This is a genomic window from Pseudomonas sp. Tav-5-1A, from assembly GCF_055755055.1.
In genome coordinates, this window is record NZ_CM146901.1 from 4437981 (window position 1) to 4456251 (window position 18271).

14 protein-coding genes are annotated in these 18271 nt (G+C 67.7%); 11 read left to right on the top strand and 3 right to left on the bottom strand.

What is annotated here, in order from left to right:
• Positions 1 to 26: 26 nt before the first annotated feature.
• Genes AC0J42_RS20150 through gnd form a run of 3 tightly spaced genes read right to left on the bottom strand, consistent with a single transcriptional unit; the run spans position 27 to position 3339 of the window.
• On the bottom strand, positions 27 to 860 hold the full coding sequence (locus tag AC0J42_RS20150; protein WP_473003349.1) for an HAD family hydrolase: 834 nt from the start codon (positions 858 to 860) through the stop codon (positions 27 to 29).
• The gene (gene zwf, locus AC0J42_RS20155) at positions 857 to 2365 is read right to left on the bottom strand and encodes a glucose-6-phosphate dehydrogenase (protein WP_473003350.1); all 1509 of its coding nucleotides are present in this window, start codon (positions 2363 to 2365) and stop codon (positions 857 to 859) included. The genes AC0J42_RS20150 and zwf overlap by 4 nt, the downstream gene beginning before the upstream one ends.
• Entirely contained in the window at positions 2362 to 3339 is a 978-nt protein-coding gene (gene gnd, locus AC0J42_RS20160) for a phosphogluconate dehydrogenase (NAD(+)-dependent, decarboxylating) (protein ID WP_473003353.1), read from the bottom strand. The genes zwf and gnd overlap by 4 nt, the downstream gene beginning before the upstream one ends.
• A 331-nt stretch (positions 3340 to 3670) precedes the next feature.
• Here gnd and AC0J42_RS20165 point away from each other — a divergent pair, with 331 nt between their 5' ends.
• From AC0J42_RS20165 to AC0J42_RS20215, 11 genes are all read left to right on the top strand, one after another.
• Positions 3671 to 3856 (top strand): DUF6026 family protein, encoded by a 186-nt coding sequence (locus AC0J42_RS20165; protein ID WP_416425436.1) that lies wholly within the window; start codon positions 3671 to 3673, stop codon positions 3854 to 3856.
• A 148-nt stretch (positions 3857 to 4004) separates the two neighbouring features.
• Positions 4005 to 4439, top strand: a complete 435-nt coding sequence (locus AC0J42_RS20170) for a DUF4440 domain-containing protein (protein ID WP_473003356.1) — start codon at positions 4005 to 4007, stop codon at positions 4437 to 4439.
• Between the two features lie 492 nt (positions 4440 to 4931).
• Positions 4932 to 6500 (top strand): glycogen synthase GlgA, encoded by a 1569-nt coding sequence (gene glgA, locus AC0J42_RS20175; RefSeq protein WP_416425438.1) that lies wholly within the window; start codon positions 4932 to 4934, stop codon positions 6498 to 6500.
• A 17-nt stretch (positions 6501 to 6517) separates the two neighbouring features.
• Positions 6518 to 8290, top strand: coding sequence for a malto-oligosyltrehalose trehalohydrolase (gene treZ / locus AC0J42_RS20180; RefSeq protein WP_473003359.1), 1773 nt, complete (start codon positions 6518 to 6520; stop codon positions 8288 to 8290).
• The gene (malQ, locus tag AC0J42_RS20185; protein WP_473003361.1) at positions 8287 to 10368 is read left to right on the top strand and encodes a 4-alpha-glucanotransferase; all 2082 of its coding nucleotides are present in this window, start codon (positions 8287 to 8289) and stop codon (positions 10366 to 10368) included. The genes treZ and malQ overlap by 4 nt, the downstream gene beginning before the upstream one ends.
• On the top strand, positions 10365 to 13148 hold the full coding sequence (locus AC0J42_RS20190) for a malto-oligosyltrehalose synthase (RefSeq protein WP_473003363.1): 2784 nt from the start codon (positions 10365 to 10367) through the stop codon (positions 13146 to 13148). Before malQ ends, AC0J42_RS20190 begins: the two co-directional genes overlap by 4 nt.
• 14 nt (positions 13149 to 13162) lie before the next feature.
• Complete coding sequence (locus AC0J42_RS20195) at positions 13163 to 13516, top strand: DUF2934 domain-containing protein (RefSeq protein WP_416425442.1); 354 nt, start codon at positions 13163 to 13165, stop codon at positions 13514 to 13516.
• A 145-nt stretch (positions 13517 to 13661) separates the two neighbouring features.
• The gene (glgX, locus tag AC0J42_RS20200; protein WP_416425443.1) at positions 13662 to 15821 is read left to right on the top strand and encodes a glycogen debranching protein GlgX; all 2160 of its coding nucleotides are present in this window, start codon (positions 13662 to 13664) and stop codon (positions 15819 to 15821) included.
• Positions 15818 to 16825, top strand: a complete 1008-nt coding sequence (locus tag AC0J42_RS20205; RefSeq protein ID WP_473003365.1) for an acyl-CoA dehydrogenase — start codon at positions 15818 to 15820, stop codon at positions 16823 to 16825. Before glgX ends, AC0J42_RS20205 begins: the two co-directional genes overlap by 4 nt.
• On the top strand, positions 16822 to 17580 hold the full coding sequence (locus AC0J42_RS20210) for a PIG-L deacetylase family protein (protein ID WP_473003368.1): 759 nt from the start codon (positions 16822 to 16824) through the stop codon (positions 17578 to 17580). The genes AC0J42_RS20205 and AC0J42_RS20210 overlap by 4 nt, the downstream gene beginning before the upstream one ends.
• The gene (locus AC0J42_RS20215) at positions 17577 to 18176 is read left to right on the top strand and encodes an SAM-dependent methyltransferase (RefSeq protein ID WP_473003371.1); all 600 of its coding nucleotides are present in this window, start codon (positions 17577 to 17579) and stop codon (positions 18174 to 18176) included. The genes AC0J42_RS20210 and AC0J42_RS20215 overlap by 4 nt, the downstream gene beginning before the upstream one ends.
• The last annotated feature ends 95 nt before the right edge of the window (positions 18177 to 18271 follow it).

Sequence of the window (18271 nt, forward strand, 5' to 3'; positions counted from 1 at the left end):
GTGGGGTCAACCTTGTGCGGGAGAATTCAGCGGGTGTGCGGCGCCCTCGGCAGGATCAGGTCACGGATGGCGTCGGCCACCCCCTGCTCGCGGTTGCTGGCGGTGACGTGGTCGGCGTGGGCCTTGACCGCGTCCTCGGCCTGGCCCATGGCAACGGACAGCCCGGCGCGCTTGAACATCGCCACGTCGTTGCCGCCATCACCCAGCACCGCCGTCTGCGCCAGCGGCACCTTGAGGTGCTCGGCCAGTTCGGCCAGGGCCTCGCCCTTGTTGGCCAGCAGCGCGGTCACGTCCAGGTAGTAGTTCTGCGAGCGGGCGGCCAGGGCCTGGCCCTTGATCAGCCCGCTGAGCTGCTGCTCCAGCCGCGCCAGCAGGTCGAAGTCGGCGCAGGTGGCGACGATCTTGTCGACGCGGTCCAGGTACGGGGTGAAGTCATCGACCTGCACGTAGCCATAGCCCAGGGCATCGAGTTCCTTGCCCAGGTACTGGGTGTCGGGGTTGGTCAGGTACCACTCGTCGTCAGCGAACAGCCACACCGCCACCGGGTGCTGGGCGAACAGCGCCAGGCTGGTCTCCACGGCGCGGCGGTCCACGCAGTGCTGCGCCACCACGCTGCCGTCGGGGTTGGCCAAGGTGCCGCCGTTGAACGCGGCGAACGGCACGTCGATGCCCAACTGCTGGACGATCGCCAGCATGGCCCGCGGCGGCCGCGCACTGGCCAGGCTGAAGGCAACGCCCGCCTCGCGCAGTTGCCGGACGGCGGCCAGCACGCGGTCGCCGACGCTGTGGTCGGGCAGCAACAGGGTGCCGTCCATGTCGCTGAGCACCAGGCGGATGAGGTCGTTCGGCGCGTCACTCATCCCAGGCTATGCCAGGAGCGGCCATCACGGGCCAGCAGTTCCTCGGCCGACTCCGGGCCGTCCTCGCCGGCAGCGTAGGTGTCGATCTTGCCGCCGTCGCGCCAGGCGTCCAGGAACGGCTGCACCGCACGCCAGCCGTTCTCGATGTTGTCGGCGCGCTGGAACAGGGTCTGGTCGCCGGTCAGGCAGTCGTAGATCAGCGTCTCGTAGCCGGTCGACGGCTGCATCTGGAAGAAGTCCTTGTAGGCGAAGCCCAGCTCGACGTTCTCCATCACCAGCGCCGGCCCGGGCCGCTTGGCCATCAGGTCGAACCACATGCCCTCGTTGGGCTGGATCTGGATGCGCAGGTAGTTGGGCGCCAGGCGCTCCACCTCGGTATCGCGGAACTGCGCGTAGGGCGCCTGCTTGAAACAGATGGCGATCTCGGTGTCGCGCACGCTCATGCGCTTGCCGGTGCGCAGGTAGAACGGCACGCCCACCCAGCGCCAGTTGTCGATCATCACCTTGAGGGCGACGAAGGTCTCGGTGCGGCTTTCCGGGTCGACCTTGGGTTCCTGGCGGTAGCCGGGCTTGCCGCCCTCGCCCGCCGTGTACTGGCCGCGCACCGAGTTCTTCAGCGCGTCGGCCTTGGACCAGGGGCGGATGGCACCCACCACCTTGGCCTTCTCGCCACGCACCGCATCGGCGCCAAAGGCGGCCGGCGGTTCCATGGCGACCATGGCCAGCAGCTGGAACAGGTGGTTGGGCACCATGTCGCGCAGGGCGCCGGTGCTGTCGTAGAAATTGCCCCGTGTTTCCACCCCGACGGTCTCCGCCGCGGTGATCTGCACGTGGTCAATGTAGTGATTGTTCCAGAAGGCCTCGAAGATGCCGTTGGAAAAACGGCTGATGAGGATGTTCTGGACGGTTTCCTTGCCCAGGTAGTGGTCGATCCGGTAGATCTGCTTCTCGCTCATGACGCTCAACAGGCAGGCGTTGAGGGCCTCGGCGGTGGGCAGGTCGGAACCGAAGGGTTTTTCGATCACCACGCGGCGGAAGGCGTCGGGCTGCTCCTGGAGCAACCCGGCATGGCCCAGCCGCTGCGCCACTTCACTGAAGAAGCGCGGCGAGGTGGCCAAGTAGAACACGGCATTGCCGGTGCGGTTGGCGGCTATGCGCTCGCCAATCGCCTGGTAGGTGCCATCGTCGAGAAAATCGCCACTGATGTAGCTGATGCGCTTGGCAAGCTTGGCCCACAGCACCGGGTCGAGGGCCTTGTCGGCCCCCTCCGGGTTTTTCGCGCGGGCCTGCTCGATGATGAAATCGTGCAGCTTGGCAGCGAAGTCAGCATCGCTGACCTCGTTGTGGTCGACACCGACGATATGCAGGCCATTGTCCAGCAGACCGTCGCGACTCAGGTTGTACAGCGCCGGCATGAGCAGGCGCTTGACCAGGTCGCCATGGGCGCCAAAGAGAAACAGCGTGGTGGGGGGTGCTGCGTCTACCTTGGACTTTGCCCGTGTCATTTAGGAACCTCGATATGACCGCCGAAACCAAAGCGCATCGCCGACAGCAGCTTGTCGCCGTAGGTGCTTTCCTGGCGGGAACGGAAACGTGCGAACAGCGAACCTGCCAGCACCGGTACCGGTACTGCCTGCTCCACTGCCGCGTCAATGGTCCAGCGACCTTCACCGCTGTCCGACACCGAGCCCGAGTAGCCGTCCAGCGCCGGGTCACCGACCAGCGCGTCGGCGGTCAGGTCCAGCAGCCAGGAGGAGACCACGCTGCCGCGGCGCCAGACTTCGGCGATCTCGGCCAGGTTCAGGTCAAAGCGCTGGTCTTCCGGCAGCGCGGTGCTGTTCTTGGTCTTCAGAATGTCGAAGCCTTCGGCGAAGGCTTGCATCATGCCGTATTCGATGCCGTTGTGGATCATCTTCACGAAGTGGCCGGAACCGGCCGGGCCTGCGTGGATGTAGCCATGTTCGGCGTTGTTGTGCTCACCTTCGCGACCCTTGGTGCGCAGGATGTCGCCCACGCCGGGGGCCAGGCAGGCGAACAGCGGGTCCAGGCGCTGGAAGATCGCGGCTTCGCCACCGATCATCATGCAGAAGCCACGGTCCAGGCCCCACACGCCGCCGGAGGTGCCGACGTCGACGTAGTGCAGCTGGCGCTCGGCCAATTGCTTGGCGCGACGGATGTCGTCCTTGTAGAAGGTGTTGCCGCCGTCGATGATCACGTCATCGGGCTCCAGCAGGTCAGCCAGCTGCTGGATGGTGTCTTCGGTTGGCGCGCCCGCAGGCAGCATGACCCAGACTGCACGGGGTGCGTCCATCTGACGCACCAGGTCTGCCAGGTCAGTCGCCGTCACGGCGCCTTCTTCACCCAGTTTTGCCACGGAAGACTGATCGCGGTCCCAGACCACGGTCTGATGGCCTCCGCGCATCAGTCTTCTCGAAATATTGCCGCCCATGCGGCCCAGTCCCACGATTCCCAATTGCATGCCGGTGCTCCACTGATGCGTAAATAGGTGTGTCACACCTTCAAAGCGCTAATGGTCTCAAAGCTTAGTACAGGGTTGCCAGAGTTAGTTTCGACTTTAGCCGTTCGTCGCTGCACTTTTTTCTTCAAACCCACTGTCATCAAGCGTTCTTCAACGTCTGCGGGCACTTGCCGGCACATGAAGAAAAAGACACGCCGACCATGAAAAATAAAAAAGTTCCCTTGGCGCGTGAAAGAAATCAGAATCCGCGCCGACAGAGGTACAGACAGGCCTGGCAAACGCTCAAGGTCGGCTATCCTCACTGTGAGACATGCCATTTGCGAGGTGAGCAATGGGAACTTTACTGCCAGCAACACCCCCCCAAACCCTCTATGTCACGGTGCGTCGTGACGAACTGCGCGAATTGAAAGAAGAACGCGACCAGCTGCAGAAAAAGGTCGCCCACCTGACCATGATGCTCTTGCAGTCCCAGCAGGACACCGGCCTGGCCGGTGGCGCCCAGGCCAAGATCGCCTGATTCGCTGTCCCTCCCCGTCCCGGCAGGGTTTCGCCCTGCCGGCCAACGCTGGAACCCTTTCCCGCTACCCACCCTGCCTGCCCCGCACCTAGAGTGCCTGGCCCCGGCGCGCCGCATTCGGCGGCCGCCAGCTGCAGAGGATTGGTACGTGAAAGGATTCGCATTGGTTGCACTGCTGTTGACCCCGGTTGCTGCCCAGGCCTGCCAGACCGCCAGCGAGGCGGACGCTGCGCAGCTGTTCGAGCGCTGGAACAGCGCCCTGCAAAGCGGCGACCCTGGCCTGGTGGCTGCCACCTACCAGATCGACGCGGTGCTGCTGCCCACCCTGTCCAACCAGGTGCGCCTGACCCCGGCCGAACGGCTGGAGTACTTCCAGCAGTTCCTGCAGAAACGCCCCAGCGGCCGCGTCATCAGCCGCAGCGTGCGCAGCCAGTGCGACACGCTGCTGGACGCCGGGGTCTACGAGTTCACCTTCGCCGCCAGCGGCGAAACCGTGCAGGCGCGCTACAGCTACACCTGGGACTGGGACGGCAAGCAGTGGCTGATCGGCAGCCATCATTCGTCGCTGATGCCCCAGGGCTGATGTCTTTGTGGGAGCTGGCTTGCCAGCGAGCTTTTAGGGCCTCAACAGCTCGCTGGCAAGCCAGCTCCCACAACAACGTCGTACAACCCAACGTTCTGATGTGTTTCTAGAAATTTCATTCTAACCCCGCCACCCCGCCAAACCCGCGTATTTCAAGGCCCCGCCCCAACCGCTCCACCCCACAACAGCATCCCGACCTTCCGTCAGTCGTGCCGTGACCACGGAGTCTGAATTTTTTCCTACACTCAAAACTCAGCCCGCACACCGCTCGGGAGGCGCGACCGTAAAAAGTCGAAACTTCCGTATTAGCGGCAGGTCAGGTTAAAGGTAGGCCGCGGATATGGAGTGCATTTCAGCGGCTGGCCAACCCCACCCCGTCAATTCGCCACCGGCAGGATCGCCGGCGTGCGTCGCGCTTGTGCGCTTGGCCGTGGGGTCGCTGGATCAAAATCAGGTGCTTGCCACACATGCATTAATGCACGGGAGAGAACAATGATCAGTGCCGCTGTCGAAATCCATGGAGAGCGTTTTAAACAGCAGGAAAGCGAACCGACTGAACTGGCGCAGATCGCATCGACGGGCAAGGTACTTCTACCCGAAGCACGTCATGATTCTCAGCGCCAGAAAGTATTGTTCGTCACGTCGGAAATCGCTGATCTGGTCAAGACCGGTGGCCTGGGTGACGTTTCCCAGGCGCTACCCCGCGCCATGAGCCCCCTGCACGATGTGCGGGTGTTGATCCCCGGTTACCCGCAAGTGCTCAACAGTGACAACCCCATCCACATCGTCGGAGAACTGGGCGGCCACGCGGCCCTGCCGCCGTGCAAGATCGGGCGCATGGACCTCAAGGACGGGCTGGTCATCTACGTGCTGATCTGCCCCGAGCTGTACGAGCGCGACGGCACCCCCTACGGCGCCAACAACGGCCGCGACTGGCCGGACAACCATATCCGCTTCGCCCGCCTGGGCCTCGCCGCCGCCGACATCGCCGCCGGCCTGGGCATGGTGCACTGGAAGCCCGACCTGGTGCACGCCCACGACTGGCCCGCCGGCATGGCCCCTGCCTATATGCACTGGCGCGGCCTGAGCACCCCTACCCTGTTCACCATCCACAACCTGGCTTACCAGGGCGTGGTCAGCCGTGCCTGCTGCCCCGAGCTGGGCGTGCCCGAGCATGCGCTGCAGCAGGAAGGCATGGAGTTCTACGGCAAGCTGTCGTTCCTCAAGGCGGGCATGGCCTATTCCAGCCACATCACCACGGTCAGCGCCACCTACGCCGAGGAAATCACCACCCCGGAATTTGGCTGCGGCCTCGACGGCTTCCTCAGCAGCAAAGCCTACCAGGGCCTGCTGGGCGGCATTCCCAACGGCATCGACGACAGCTGGGACTCGGCCACCGACCCGCACCTGATCTGCCCCTTCAGCCTCAATGACTGGGAAGGCAAGCAGGTCAACGCCGACCACGTGCGCCAGCTGTTCGAGCTGGACGACTCCGACGGCCCGCTGTTCGCCGTGGTCTCGCGCCTGGTGTACCAGAAAGGCCTGGACCTGACCCAGGGCGTGGCCGAGTACATCGTCAACCAGGGTGGCCAGATCGCGATCATCGGCCGCGGCGAGCCGGAAGAGGAACAGGCCATGCGCGAACTGGCCCAACGCTTCCCGGGCAAGATCAGCGTGCGCATCGGCTTCAACGAGACCGACGCCCGGCGCATGTTCGCCGGCAGCGACTTCCTGCTGATGCCTTCGCGCTACGAGCCCTGCGGCCTGAGCCAGATGTACGCCCAGCGCTACGGCTCGCTGCCGGTGGCGCGCAACACCGGCGGCCTGGCCGACACCATCGAGGACGGCGTCACCGGCTTCCTGTTCAACGAGTCCACCGTGGCCAGCTACGAAGAAGCCCTGAGCCGGGCCTTCTACGTGTTCAGCAAGCCCGACCTGCTCAACGCCATGCGCTGCCTGTCCATGACCCAGCCGTTCAACTGGAGCCAGGCGGTGGAACCCTACGCCAAGCTTTACTCGGAACTCGTGCACAAATCGGTGGCCGTATCAGGTAGACACTAACGGAAGAGGTTTCATCGATGCCGCTACCGACACCTGAAACCTGGTCACATGGTGCACTGCTTCTGGATTCGGGCCTCACGCGCTTCGCGCTGTGGGCGCCCGACGCCTTCCACGTCAGCGTCGAACTGGGGGATGGGCAGTCACTGCCCATGCTGCCCCAGGACGACGGCTGGTTCGTGATCAAGGCGCATTGCCCACCCGGCACGGCCTACCAGTACCAGATCGACGGCGAACTGCGCGTGCCCGACCCGGCGTCCCGCGCCCAGCAGGGCGACGTGCACGGCCCCAGCCTGGTGGTCGACCCCAACGCCTACCCCTGGCAATTCACCGAGTGGGCCGGCCGCCCCTGGCACGAGGCGGTGATCTACGAACTGCACGTGGGCGCCCTGGGCGGCTTTGGCGGCGTGGAGAAACACCTGGCGCGCCTGGCCGAGCTGGGCGTGACCGCCATCGAACTGATGCCCCTGGCGCAGTTCCCCGGCACCCGCAACTGGGGCTATGACGGCGTGCTGCCCTACGCGCCGCAGTCCTCCTACGGCACGCCCGAACAGCTCAAGCACCTGATCGACGCCGCCCACGGCCATGGCCTGATGGTGATCCTCGACGTGGTGTACAACCACTTCGGCCCCGACGGCAATTACCTGGGCCGTTATGCCAAGGGCTTCTTCCGCCACGACCAGAAGACCCCGTGGGGCGACGCCATCGACTTCCGCCGCCCGCAGGTGCGTGACTTCTTCATCGACAACGCGCTGATGTGGCTGCTGGAATACCGCTTCGACGGCCTGCGCTTCGACGCCGTGCACGCCATCGAAGACCCCGATTTCCTCAAGCAGATGGCCGCGCGCATTCGCCAGCAGGTCGACGCCCCGCGCCACGTGTGGCTGACTCTGGAGAACGAGCTGAACCAGGCGCACCTGTTGGAAGAAGGCTACGACGCGCAGTGGAACGACGACGGCCACAACGCCCTGCACGTGCTGCTGACCGGCGAGACCGAGGCCTATTACGGCGACTTCGCCGAGCAGCCCACGCAGAAACTGGCGCGCTGCCTCAGCGAGGGCTTCATCTACCAGGGCGAGCGCAACCGCCACGGCGAGCCGCGTGGCGAGCCCAGCGGCCACCTGCCGCCCAACGCCTTCGTGCTGTTCCTGCAGAACCACGACCAGGTCGGCAACCGCGCCTTCGGCGAACGCCTGTCGCAGCTGTGCAGCAGCGACGCCCTGCGCGCGGCCACCACCCTGCTGTTGCTGTCGCCCATGGTGCCGCTGCTGTTCATGGGCGACGAAGGCGCGGCCAGCGAGCCGTTCCTGTTCTTCACCGACCACCACGGCGAGCTGGCCAAGGCCGTGCGCGAAGGGCGGCGCAACGAGTTCGCCAGCTTCGCGGTATTCGCCGACGAAGAAAAACGCGAACACATCCCCGACCCCAACGCCGAACAGACCTTCGCCGCCTCGCGCCCCAGCGTCCCCGACGCGGACGCGCCCTGGCCGGTGCTCCACCGGACCCTGCTGGGCCTGCGCCGCGAGTACCTCACCGAGCACCTGCCCGGCAGCCGCTCGCTGGGCGCGCAGGTGCTCGCCGAAGGCGCGGTCAGCGCGCGCTGGCAGCTCAACGATGGCAGCGAACTGCGCATCGACCTCAACCTGAGCGCCGAGCCCGTGGCCGCCGAACTGCCCGCCCCACGCCATCGCCTGTTCGACAGCCGCCTGGCAGCCGCCGAATCGGCCCCGGCACACCGCCTTCCCCCTTATAGCGCCCTGGTCAGCCTGACCCCTGCCGGAGATGATGCATGACTGATGAGCGACTGCGGACATTGGCGCAACACGCTGGCCTGGCCGTGCACTGGACCGACGCCAACGGCCGGCCACAGACCGTGGCCGACCCGGTGCTGCGCAAGGTGCTGGCCGGCCTCGGCCACCCTGCCGACACCGACGAGGCCGTGGCGGCCAGCCTTGAAGACCTGAACCGGGTGCGCCGCGACACCCACCTGCCGCCGCTGCTGACCGTGGACCACGGCCAGCCCCTGGACCTGGGCCGCTACTTCCCGGCCCACACCCCGTGCCAGGTGTTCCTGGAGGACGGCGCCACACTGGACCTGCGCCTGGACGCCCACGCCGCCCTGCCCGGCCTGCTGCCGCCCGGCTACCAGGACGTGCGCATCGAAGGCCAGCAGTTCACCCTGGCCGTGGCCCCGCAGCGCTGCTACAGCGTCGGCGACGCCGTGGGCGAAGCCGCGCCGCGGGCCTGGGGCCTCAGCGTGCAGCTGTACAGCCTGCGGCGCAGCGGCGACGGCGGCTTCGGCGACACCCAGGCACTGGAAGCCTTTGCCCGCAGCGCTGGCGAGCGCGGTTGCGACGCCCTGGCCATCAGCCCCATGCACGCCATGTTCAGCAGCGACGCCCACCGCTACAGCCCCTATTCGCCGTCCAGCCGGCTGTTCCTCAACTGCCTGTACGCGGCGCCCGGCGCCATTCTGGGCGAGCGCGCGCTGCGCGTGGCGCTGGATGACACCGGCCTGGCGGAAACCCTCGGCCACCTCGAGCAGCTGCCGCTGGTGGACTGGCCGGCGGCCGCCGATGCCAAGTTTGCCCTGCTGCGGTCGCTGTACAACGGTTTCAGCCACGGCGACCACCCGCTGACCGCCGACTTCGCCAGCTTCCGCCACGCTGGCGGCGAAGCCCTGGAAAACCACTGCCGGTTCGAGGCCCTGCAAGCCGACTGCGCCGCGCGCGGTGCCAGCCAGGACTGGCGCCAGTGGCCCGCCGAGTGGCACGACCCACAAAACCCCGCCATCGCCGAGTTCGCCCGCGAGCACAGCGACCAGGTCAGTTTCTACGCCTTCTGCCAATGGCTGGTGGCGCGCAGCCTGGAGCGCGCGCAAAACGCCGCCAGGGCCAGCGGCATGCGCATCGGCCTGATCGCCGACCTGGCCGTGGGTGCCGACGGCGCCGGCAGCCAGGCCTGGAGCCGCCAGGACGAGCTGCTGGCCGACCTCACCGTGGGCGCGCCACCGGACATCCTCAACCGCTCCGGCCAGGGCTGGGGCATCTCCGCGTTCAGCCCCGAAGGCCTGGTGCGCAATGGCTTCCGCGCCTTCATCGAAATGCTGCGGGCCAACTTCGCCCACGCCGGCGGCCTGCGTATCGACCACGTCATGGGCCTGCAGCGCCTGTGGGTGATCCCCATGGGCTCGTTGCCCAGCGAGGGCGCGTACCTGCACTACCCCATCGACGACCTGCTGCGCCTGCTGACCCTGGAATCGCACCGCCACCAGGCCATCGTCCTCGGCGAAGACCTGGGCACCGTGCCCGACGGCCTGCGCGAAAAACTCAGCGCCCGGCACATGCTGGGCATGCGCGTGCTGCTGTTCGAACAGGCTCACCCCGGCCACTTCCACCCCGTGCTGCACTGGCCCGACAACGCCCTGGCCACCAGCACCACCCACGACCTGTCGACCCTGCATGGCTGGTGGAAGGCCCGTGACATCGACTGGAACCACAAGCTCAACCTCATCGACGAACACACCGAGCGCCACTGGCGCGAAACCCGCGAGCACGAGCGCCGCGGCCTGCGCCATGTGCTGGCGCAGGACAGCCAGAACTTCAGCGGTGAAGGCGAAGAAACCGACCAGGTCATCGACGCCTGCGTGCGCTTCCTCGGCCACACCCGCGCGCCGCTGGTGCTACTGCCGGTAGAGGACGCCCTGGGCGTGGAGGAACAGCCCAACCTGCCCGGCACCATCGACAGCCACCCCAACTGGCGCCGGCGTTTCAACGGCGACAGCCAGGCGCTGCTCGACGACGAAGACGCCGCCCGGCGCTTGGAGCTGCTGGCCTGCGCCCGCCAACAAGCCAGCGAGCGTGACCGATGAAGGCCATGACCGGCAGCATTCGCCTGCAGTTCCACAAGGACTTCACCCTGGACGACGCCGCGGCCCGGGTGCCGTATTTCAAGCAGCTGGGCATCAGCCACGTGTACGCCTCGCCCATCCTCAAGGCGCGGCCCGGCTCCATGCACGGCTACGACGTGGTCGACCCCACCCGCATCAACCCCGAGCTGGGTGGCGAGCCGGCGCTGCGGCGGCTGGTGCAGACCCTGCGCGCCCATGACATGGGCCTGGTGCTGGACATCGTCTCCAACCACATGGCCGTCGGCGGCGGCCACAACCCCTGGTGGCTGGACCTGCTGGAATGGGGCCGGCGCAGCCCCTACGCCGAGTTCTTCGACATCCAGTGGCACTCCCCCGACCCGCTGCTCGAAGGCCAGCTGCTGCTGCCGTTCCTGGGCAACGACTACGGCGCCTGCCTGCAGGCCGGCGAGATCCCGGTGCGCCTGGATGCCAGCGCGGGGCAGTTCTACATCGAGCACTACGAACACCGCTTCCCGGTGTCGCCGCCTGACTACGCCGACCTGCTCAGCCCCGCCGACGACCCGGTGCTGAGCAGCCTGGGCGGCCGCTTCGGCGCCCTGGAGCAAGACCCGCACGCCTACGACAAGGCCATCGAGCTGCGCGGCGAACTGGCGGCCCTGAGCCACAGCCACAAGGCCGCGCTGGACGCCCTGCTGCAACGCTTCGACGCCACCACCGAGGACGGCTTCAAGCGCCTGCACCGGCTGCTGGAGAAACAGCACTACCGCCTGGCCAGCTGGCGCACCGCCGCCGATGACATCAATTGGCGGCGCTTCTTCGACGTCAACGAGCTGGGCGGCCTGCGCGTGGAACGCGCGGCCGTGTTCGACGCCACCCACGCGAAAATCTTCGAACTGGTGCAGCAGGGCCTGATCGACGGCCTGCGCATCGACCACGTGGACGGCCTGGCCGACCCGCGCGGCTACTGCCGCAAGCTGCGCCGGCGGGTCGACGGGCTGCTGGCGGCGCGGCCGCCGGAGGCCGCCCTGGCGCACTTCCCCATCTACGTGGAGAAGATCCTCGGTGCCGACGAGCAGCTGCACCGCGACTGGCAGGTGGACGGCACCACCGGCTACGAATTCATGAACCAGGTCTCGCGCTTGCAACACGACCCGGCCGGCGCCGAGCCCCTGGCCGAGCTGTGGAGCAGCCTCAGCGGGCGCCCGGCGGTGTTCGAGGAAGAGGCCCACGCCGCCCGCCACCTGGTGATCAATGGCACCCTGGCCGGCGACTGCGAGTCGGTGGCCCAGGCCCTGCTGCAGGTCGCCCGTGGCGACCTGATGAGCCGCGACCTGACCCTGGGCGCCATCCGCCGCGCCCTGCAGGCGCTGGTGGTGCACTACCCGGTGTACCGCACCTACATCAACGCCTGCGGGCGCCCCGCACAGGACGAGGGTTTCTTCCAGCAGGCGCTGGAAGGCGCCCGCGCCAGCCTCAGCGAGGCCGACTGGCCGGTGCTCGACTACCTGGCGCGCTGGCTCGGCGGCGAACCCTGGCGCGACCTGCCGCCGGGGCGCCCACGCAAGCTGCTGCGCCATGCCTGCGTGCGCTTCCAGCAGCTGACCTCGCCCACCGCCGCCAAGGCCGTGGAAGACACCGCGTTCTATCGCTCCGCGGTGCTGCTGTCGCGCAACGACGTGGGCTTCGACGCCGAACACTTCAGCGCCCCGCCCCAGGTCTTCCACCAGGCCTGCGAGCAGCGCCTGGCGCACTTCCCCGACAACCTGCTGGCCACCGCCACCCACGACCACAAGCGCGGCGAAGACAGCCGCGCGCGCCTGGCCGTGCTCAGCGAGCGCAGCAGCTGGTACCCCGGCCGCGTCAACCACTGGCTGGAGCTGGCCGAACCGCTGCGTGGCAGCGTCGGCGACAACCCCGCGCCCAGCCCCGGCGACGAACTGATCCTGTTCCAGGCGCTGCTCGGCAGCTGGCCGCTGGGGCTCACTGCCGATGACCGTGAAGGCCTGGAGGCCTACGCCGAACGCCTGTTCCAGTGGCAGCAGAAAGCCCTGCGCGAGGCCAAGCTGGCCAGCAGCTGGAGCGCGCCCAACGAGCCCTACGAACAGGCCTGCAAGGCCTACCTGGAAACGCTCCTGCTGGACCCGCAATGCCAGCAGCTGCGCGCCTCGCTGGTGGCCGCAGTGCAGCGCATCAGCCCCGCCGGCGCCTTGAACAGCCTGGTGCAGACCCTGCTGCGCATGACCGTGCCGGGCATTCCCGACCTGTACCAGGGCGCCGAATTCTGGGACCTGAGCCTGGTGGACCCGGACAACCGCCGCCCGGTGGACTACGCTGCCCGTGAGCAGGCCCTGCAGGCCAACCCCAGCCCGGCGCAGCTGGTGCAGGAGTGGGCCAACGGCCATATCAAGCAGCAACTGATTGCCCGCACCCTGCGCCGCCGCGCCGAACACGTCGAGCTGTTCGCCCGCGGCCGTTACCAACCCTTGCCCGTGCAGGGCGAACAGGCCGACCGCGTGTTGGCCTTCGCCCGGATTCATGCCGGTGAACTGGCCATCGTCATCGTGCCACGCCTGGCCAGCGAGCTGCTGGGGGACACCGCCCAGCCGCTCATCGAGGCACCCAAGTGGGGAGATACCCGCGTGGTGCTACCGACTAACTACACTCTGCCTACATTTAAGGGACTTTTTTCGGACGTAGCAGTCACACCCAATAAGGAAGTGTGGCTGAACGCTGCGCTGAAGGATTTTCCGGTCAATCTCTTAGTACAAAGTGACTTGTGATCAGGAGCGTTGAAATGAGTGCTGACGACAAACGTATACGTGAATTCGCCTACCAGATATGGGAATCGGAAGGCAAACCCGAAGGGCATGAAGAGCGCCACTGGGAAATGGCCCGCAAGCTCGCCGAAGCCGAAGCCCTGGCCCCCACCAAGCCGGGCAAGGCCAAGGCCGCCACCGCCAAGCCCAAGGCTGGCAGCGCCACCGAGGCCAAGGCCAAGCCTGCTGCCGCGCCCAAGCCGGTCGCTGCAAAACCCGCTGCCGCCGCCGCGCCCAAAGCCAAGCCCGCGCCCGCGGTGAAGGCCGCCGCCGACAAGCCTGCGGCCGAGAAAAAGCCCCGGGCCGCGGCGAAAAAGCCGCCAGCCAGCTGATCCAGCCAACGCTCCCGGCCCCCGGCTAGCGCCCACGCGCTGCCCGGGGTGCCCGTGTGCATCACCTCTTCAACGCCCCCGTTCACCGGGCTCTGTACCGGCACGGCCCGCTATCGCCCTGAATTCGCAGTGCAAGGACCTTCTCATGACCCGCCAAAAAGCCTTTACCCCCGCCCCAGGCACCGACCCGACCCGCATTCGTGAAGGCCTGCCCTTCCCGCTCGGCGCCACCTGGGACGGCCTGGGGGTCAACTTCGCGCTGTTTTCGGCCAACGCCACCAAGGTCGAGCTTTGCTTGTTCGACTCCAGCGGCGAGCACGAGCTGGAACGCATCGAACTGCCCGAATACACCGACGAGATCTTCCACGGCTACCTGCCCGACGCCCACCCGGGGCTGACCTACGGCTACCGCGTGTATGGCCCGTACGACCCGGAAAACGGCCACCGCTTCAACCACAACAAACTGCTGATCGACCCCTACGCCAAGCAGATGGTCGGCGAGCTGAAATGGTCTGAATCGCTGTTCGGCTACACCATCGGCCACCCCGACGGTGACCTCAGCTTCGACGAACGCGACAGCGCGCCCTTCGTGCCCAAGTGCCGGGTCATCGACCCCGCCTACACCTGGGGCCGCGACCAGCGCGTCAACGTGCCGTGGGACAAGACCATCTTCTACGAGACCCACACCCGCGGCATCAGCATGCGCCACCCCTCGGTACCCGAGGACGTGCGCGGCACCTTCGCCGGCCTGATGGTGCCGGACGTGGTGGAGCACATCAAAAAGCTCGGCGTGACCTCCATCGAGCTGCTGCCCATCCACGGCTTCGTCAACGACCAGCACCTACTGCAGAAGGGCCTGAACAACTACTGGGGCTACAACACCATTACCTTCTTCGCCCCGCACCCGCGCTACCTGGCCAACGGCAAGATCGCCGAGTTCAAGGAGATGGTCGCGCACCTGCACGACGCCGGCCTGGAGGTGATCCTCGACGTGGTCTACAACCACACCGCCGAAGGCAACGAGCAGGGCCCGACGCTGTCCATGCGCGGCATCGACAACGCCAGCTACTACCGGCTGATGCCCGACAACAAGCGCTTCTACATCAACGACTCGGGCACCGGCAACACCCTGGACCTGAGCCACCCCTGCGTGTTGCAGATGGTCACCGACTCGCTGCGCTACTGGGCCACCGAGATGCACGTGGACGGCTTCCGCTTCGACCTGGCGACCATCCTGGGCCGCTACCACGAGGGCTTCGACGAACGCCACAGCTTCCTCGTGGCCTGCCGCCAGGACCCGGTGCTGCGCCAGGTCAAGCTGATCGCCGAGCCCTGGGACTGCGGCCCCGGCGGCTACCAGGTGGGCGGCTTCGCCCCCGGCTGGGCGGAATGGAACGACCGCTTCCGCGACACCGCCCGCGCCTTCTGGAAAGGCGACGACGGCCAGCTGGCTGATTTTGCCGGGCGCCTGACCGGTTCCGGCGAGCTGTTCAACCAGCGCGGCCGCCGCCCCTACACCTCGGTGAACTTCATCACCGCCCACGACGGCTTCACCCTGCGCGACCTGGTGTCGTACAACGACAAGCACAACGAAGACAACGACGAGAACAACCAGGACGGCAGCAACAACAACCTGTCCTGGAACCACGGCGTCGAAGGCCCCACCGACGACCGCGAGATCGTCGAGCTGCGCCTGCGGCAGATGCGCAACTTCTTCGCCACCCTGCTGTTCTCCCAGGGCACGCCGATGATCGTCGCCGGTGACGAATTCGCCCGCACCCAGAACGGCAACAACAACGCCTACTGCCAGGACAGCGAGATCGGCTGGGTGAACTGGGACCTGGATGAGGACGGCAAGGGCCTGCTGCGCTTCGTGCGCCGGCTGATCCGCTTGCGCATGTCCTACCCCATCCTGCGCCGCAACCGTTTCCTGGTGGGCACCTACAACGAGGACATCGGCGTCAAGGACGTCACCTGGCTGGCGCCCGACGCCAGCGAGATGACCACCGAGCAGTGGCACGACAGCCATGGCCGCTGCCTGGGCATGCTGCTCGACGGCCGCGCGCAACCCAGTGGCATCCGCAAGCCGGGGGCCGACGCCACCCTGCTGCTGATCGTCAACGCCCACCACGACGTGGTCAACTTCGTGCTGCCCGAGGTGCCGGAAGGGCAATACTGGACGTGCCTGATCGACACCAACCGCCCCGAACTGCGTGAGCGCGAGCAACTGCCGTTCGGCAGTGACTTCCTCGTCACCGGCCGCTCGCTGCTGCTGTTCGAACTGCACCGGGACGTGGAGGAATGAACCGGGTGCTGGCGGCGACGCTCAAGCGTCCGCCCGGGGGCTACCCCGACGCCAGTGCCCTGCACCACGCCCTCGCCGCCCTGGTGGCCGAGGGCCTCGACCAGCTGCCGCGCCCCGGCACGGGTCGCACCCTGGAGCGCTGGCGCTGCCTGGCCTGGGTGGCCGGGCAGGACCTGGGGCTGTGCAAGCTGTACGAAGGGCACACCGACGCCCTGGCGATCATGGCCGAGCTGGCGGCGCTGCAACCGGCGCCCAACACCACCTGGGGCATGTGGGCGGCGGAACCGCCGAGCGCGCGCCTGAGCGTGCGGCATCATCAGGGGCGCTATTGGCTGGACGGGCGCAAGGCCTGGTGCTCGGGCGCCAGCCAGCTCAGCCATGCGCTGCTCACGGCCTGGGACGAAGGCGGTGAACAGCAACTGGTGGCGGTGGCCCTCAGGCAACCGGGGGTCACCGTCACCGACTTGGGCTGGGACGCCGTGGGCATGGCCGCTACGGGTAGCGTCGAGGTGCTGTTCGAGCAGGCCGAGGGCACCCCGGTGGGCGCGCCCGGCCAATACATCGCCCGGCCGGGCTTCTGGCAGGGCGGCATCGGCATTGCCGCCTGCTGGTACGGCGCCGCGCAGCAACTGGCCCAGCGCCTGCACGGCCACTGCCTGCAACGCGATGACCCGCATGCCTTGGCGCACCTGGGTGCGGTGGACACGGCCCTGGCGGCCATGCGCGCGGTGCTGCAGCAGGCTGCCAGCACCATTGACACCGCTCCCACCGACGATTGCCAATGGCTGGCACGCCGCGCGCGCGCCGTCATCGAACACGGCTGCGAACAGGTGCTGGGCCATGTCGGCCGCGCCCTGGGCGCCAGCCCCTATTGCAAGGACGGCCACTTCGCCCGGCTGGCCGCCGACCTGCCGGTGTTCCTGCGCCAGAGCCACGCCGAACGTGACCTGGCGGCCCTGGGCGAACTGACCCGCCACGCCCTGTCCAGCGAGTGGAACCTATGAACGCCAATCCCATTGTCGGCCACGGCACGCCGCTGGCCGCCTGGCAGGCCTGCCCGCTGCTGGCACAACTGCCGCGCATCGAAGTGGACCGCCTGGTGCCGACCGGCGCGCGGGCCGTCATCGTCGCGCCGCACCCCGACGACGAAGTGCTGGGCAGCGGCGGCCTGCTGCAGCACCTGATCACCCTGGGCCGGCCGGTGCTGCTGGTCGCCGTCACCGACGGCACCGCCAGCCACCCCGGCTCGCAGCGCTGGCCGGTGGCCCGGCTGGGCACCGAGCGGCCGCTGGAAAGCGCCGAGGCCCTGCGCCGCCTGGGCGCCGACACTGAACAATTGAGCTGGCTGCGGGTGGGCCTGGACGACAGTCAGGTCCCCGCCGCCCGCGCTCAGCTGCAGGGCTTCCTGCAAGCGCACCTGCAACCCGACGACGTGGTGTTCGCCACCTGGCGCCACGACGGCCACTGCGACCACGAGGCCGTGGGCGAGGCCAGCCGCGCCGCCGCCGAGGCCGTGGGCGCCTGCTGCCACGAAGTGCCGATCTGGACCTGGCACTGGGCCCGCCCCCAGGACCCGCGAGTGCCCTGGCAACGGGCACGCAAGATCGCCCTGAGCCCGGCCATGGTCGCGCGCAAGCGCCACGCCGCCCAGGCGTTCACCAGCCAGCTGGAAGGCGACGCCGCCATCGGCCTGGCGCCGGTGCTGCCGCCCGACGTGCTGGAGCGCCTGCTGCAGCCCTTTGAAGTGGTGTTCCTGTGAGCGTCGACGACAGCGTCTTCGACCAGCTGTTCGCCGGCAACGACGACCCCTGGGCCATGCACCAGCGCTGGTACGAACAGCGCAAGCGCGCCCTGCTGGCCGCCTGCCTGCCACGCGCCCGCTACGCCAGCGTGTTCGAACCCGGCTGCGCCAACGGCGCCACCAGCCAGGTGCTGGCCGCCCGCTGCGATCGCCTGCTGTGCTGCGACACCGCCGCCCGCGCCGTGGCCCTCACCCGCCAGCAACTGGCCGACGCCCCCCACGCCCGCGTCGAACAATGGCGCCTGCCCGCCCAATGGCCCGCCCAGCGCTTTGACCTGATAGTGCTCAACGAGCTGTGCTACTACCTCGACCCGGCAGACCTTGCCCAACTGATCCGCGCCTGCCGCCACAGCCTCACCGCCGACGGCCAGCTGCTGGCCTGCCACTGGCGCGCCGCCATTGATGGCTGCAGCCTGGACGGCGACGGCGTGCACCGGCAGTTGGACGAGGGCTTGGGCATGACCGCGCTGCTGGAACACCGCGAAAAGGATTTCGTGCTGCAACTGTGGAGCCGCGACCCGTTGTCGGTGGCCGAGCACGAAGGCCTGCGATAACCCCGCAGGCCGCGTCCGCAGGCGCCGCATCACCCAGACACACCGCGGCCCCGCCCGGACGCAGCCTTCGGCAGCTGCTACGCGAATGCGGATAC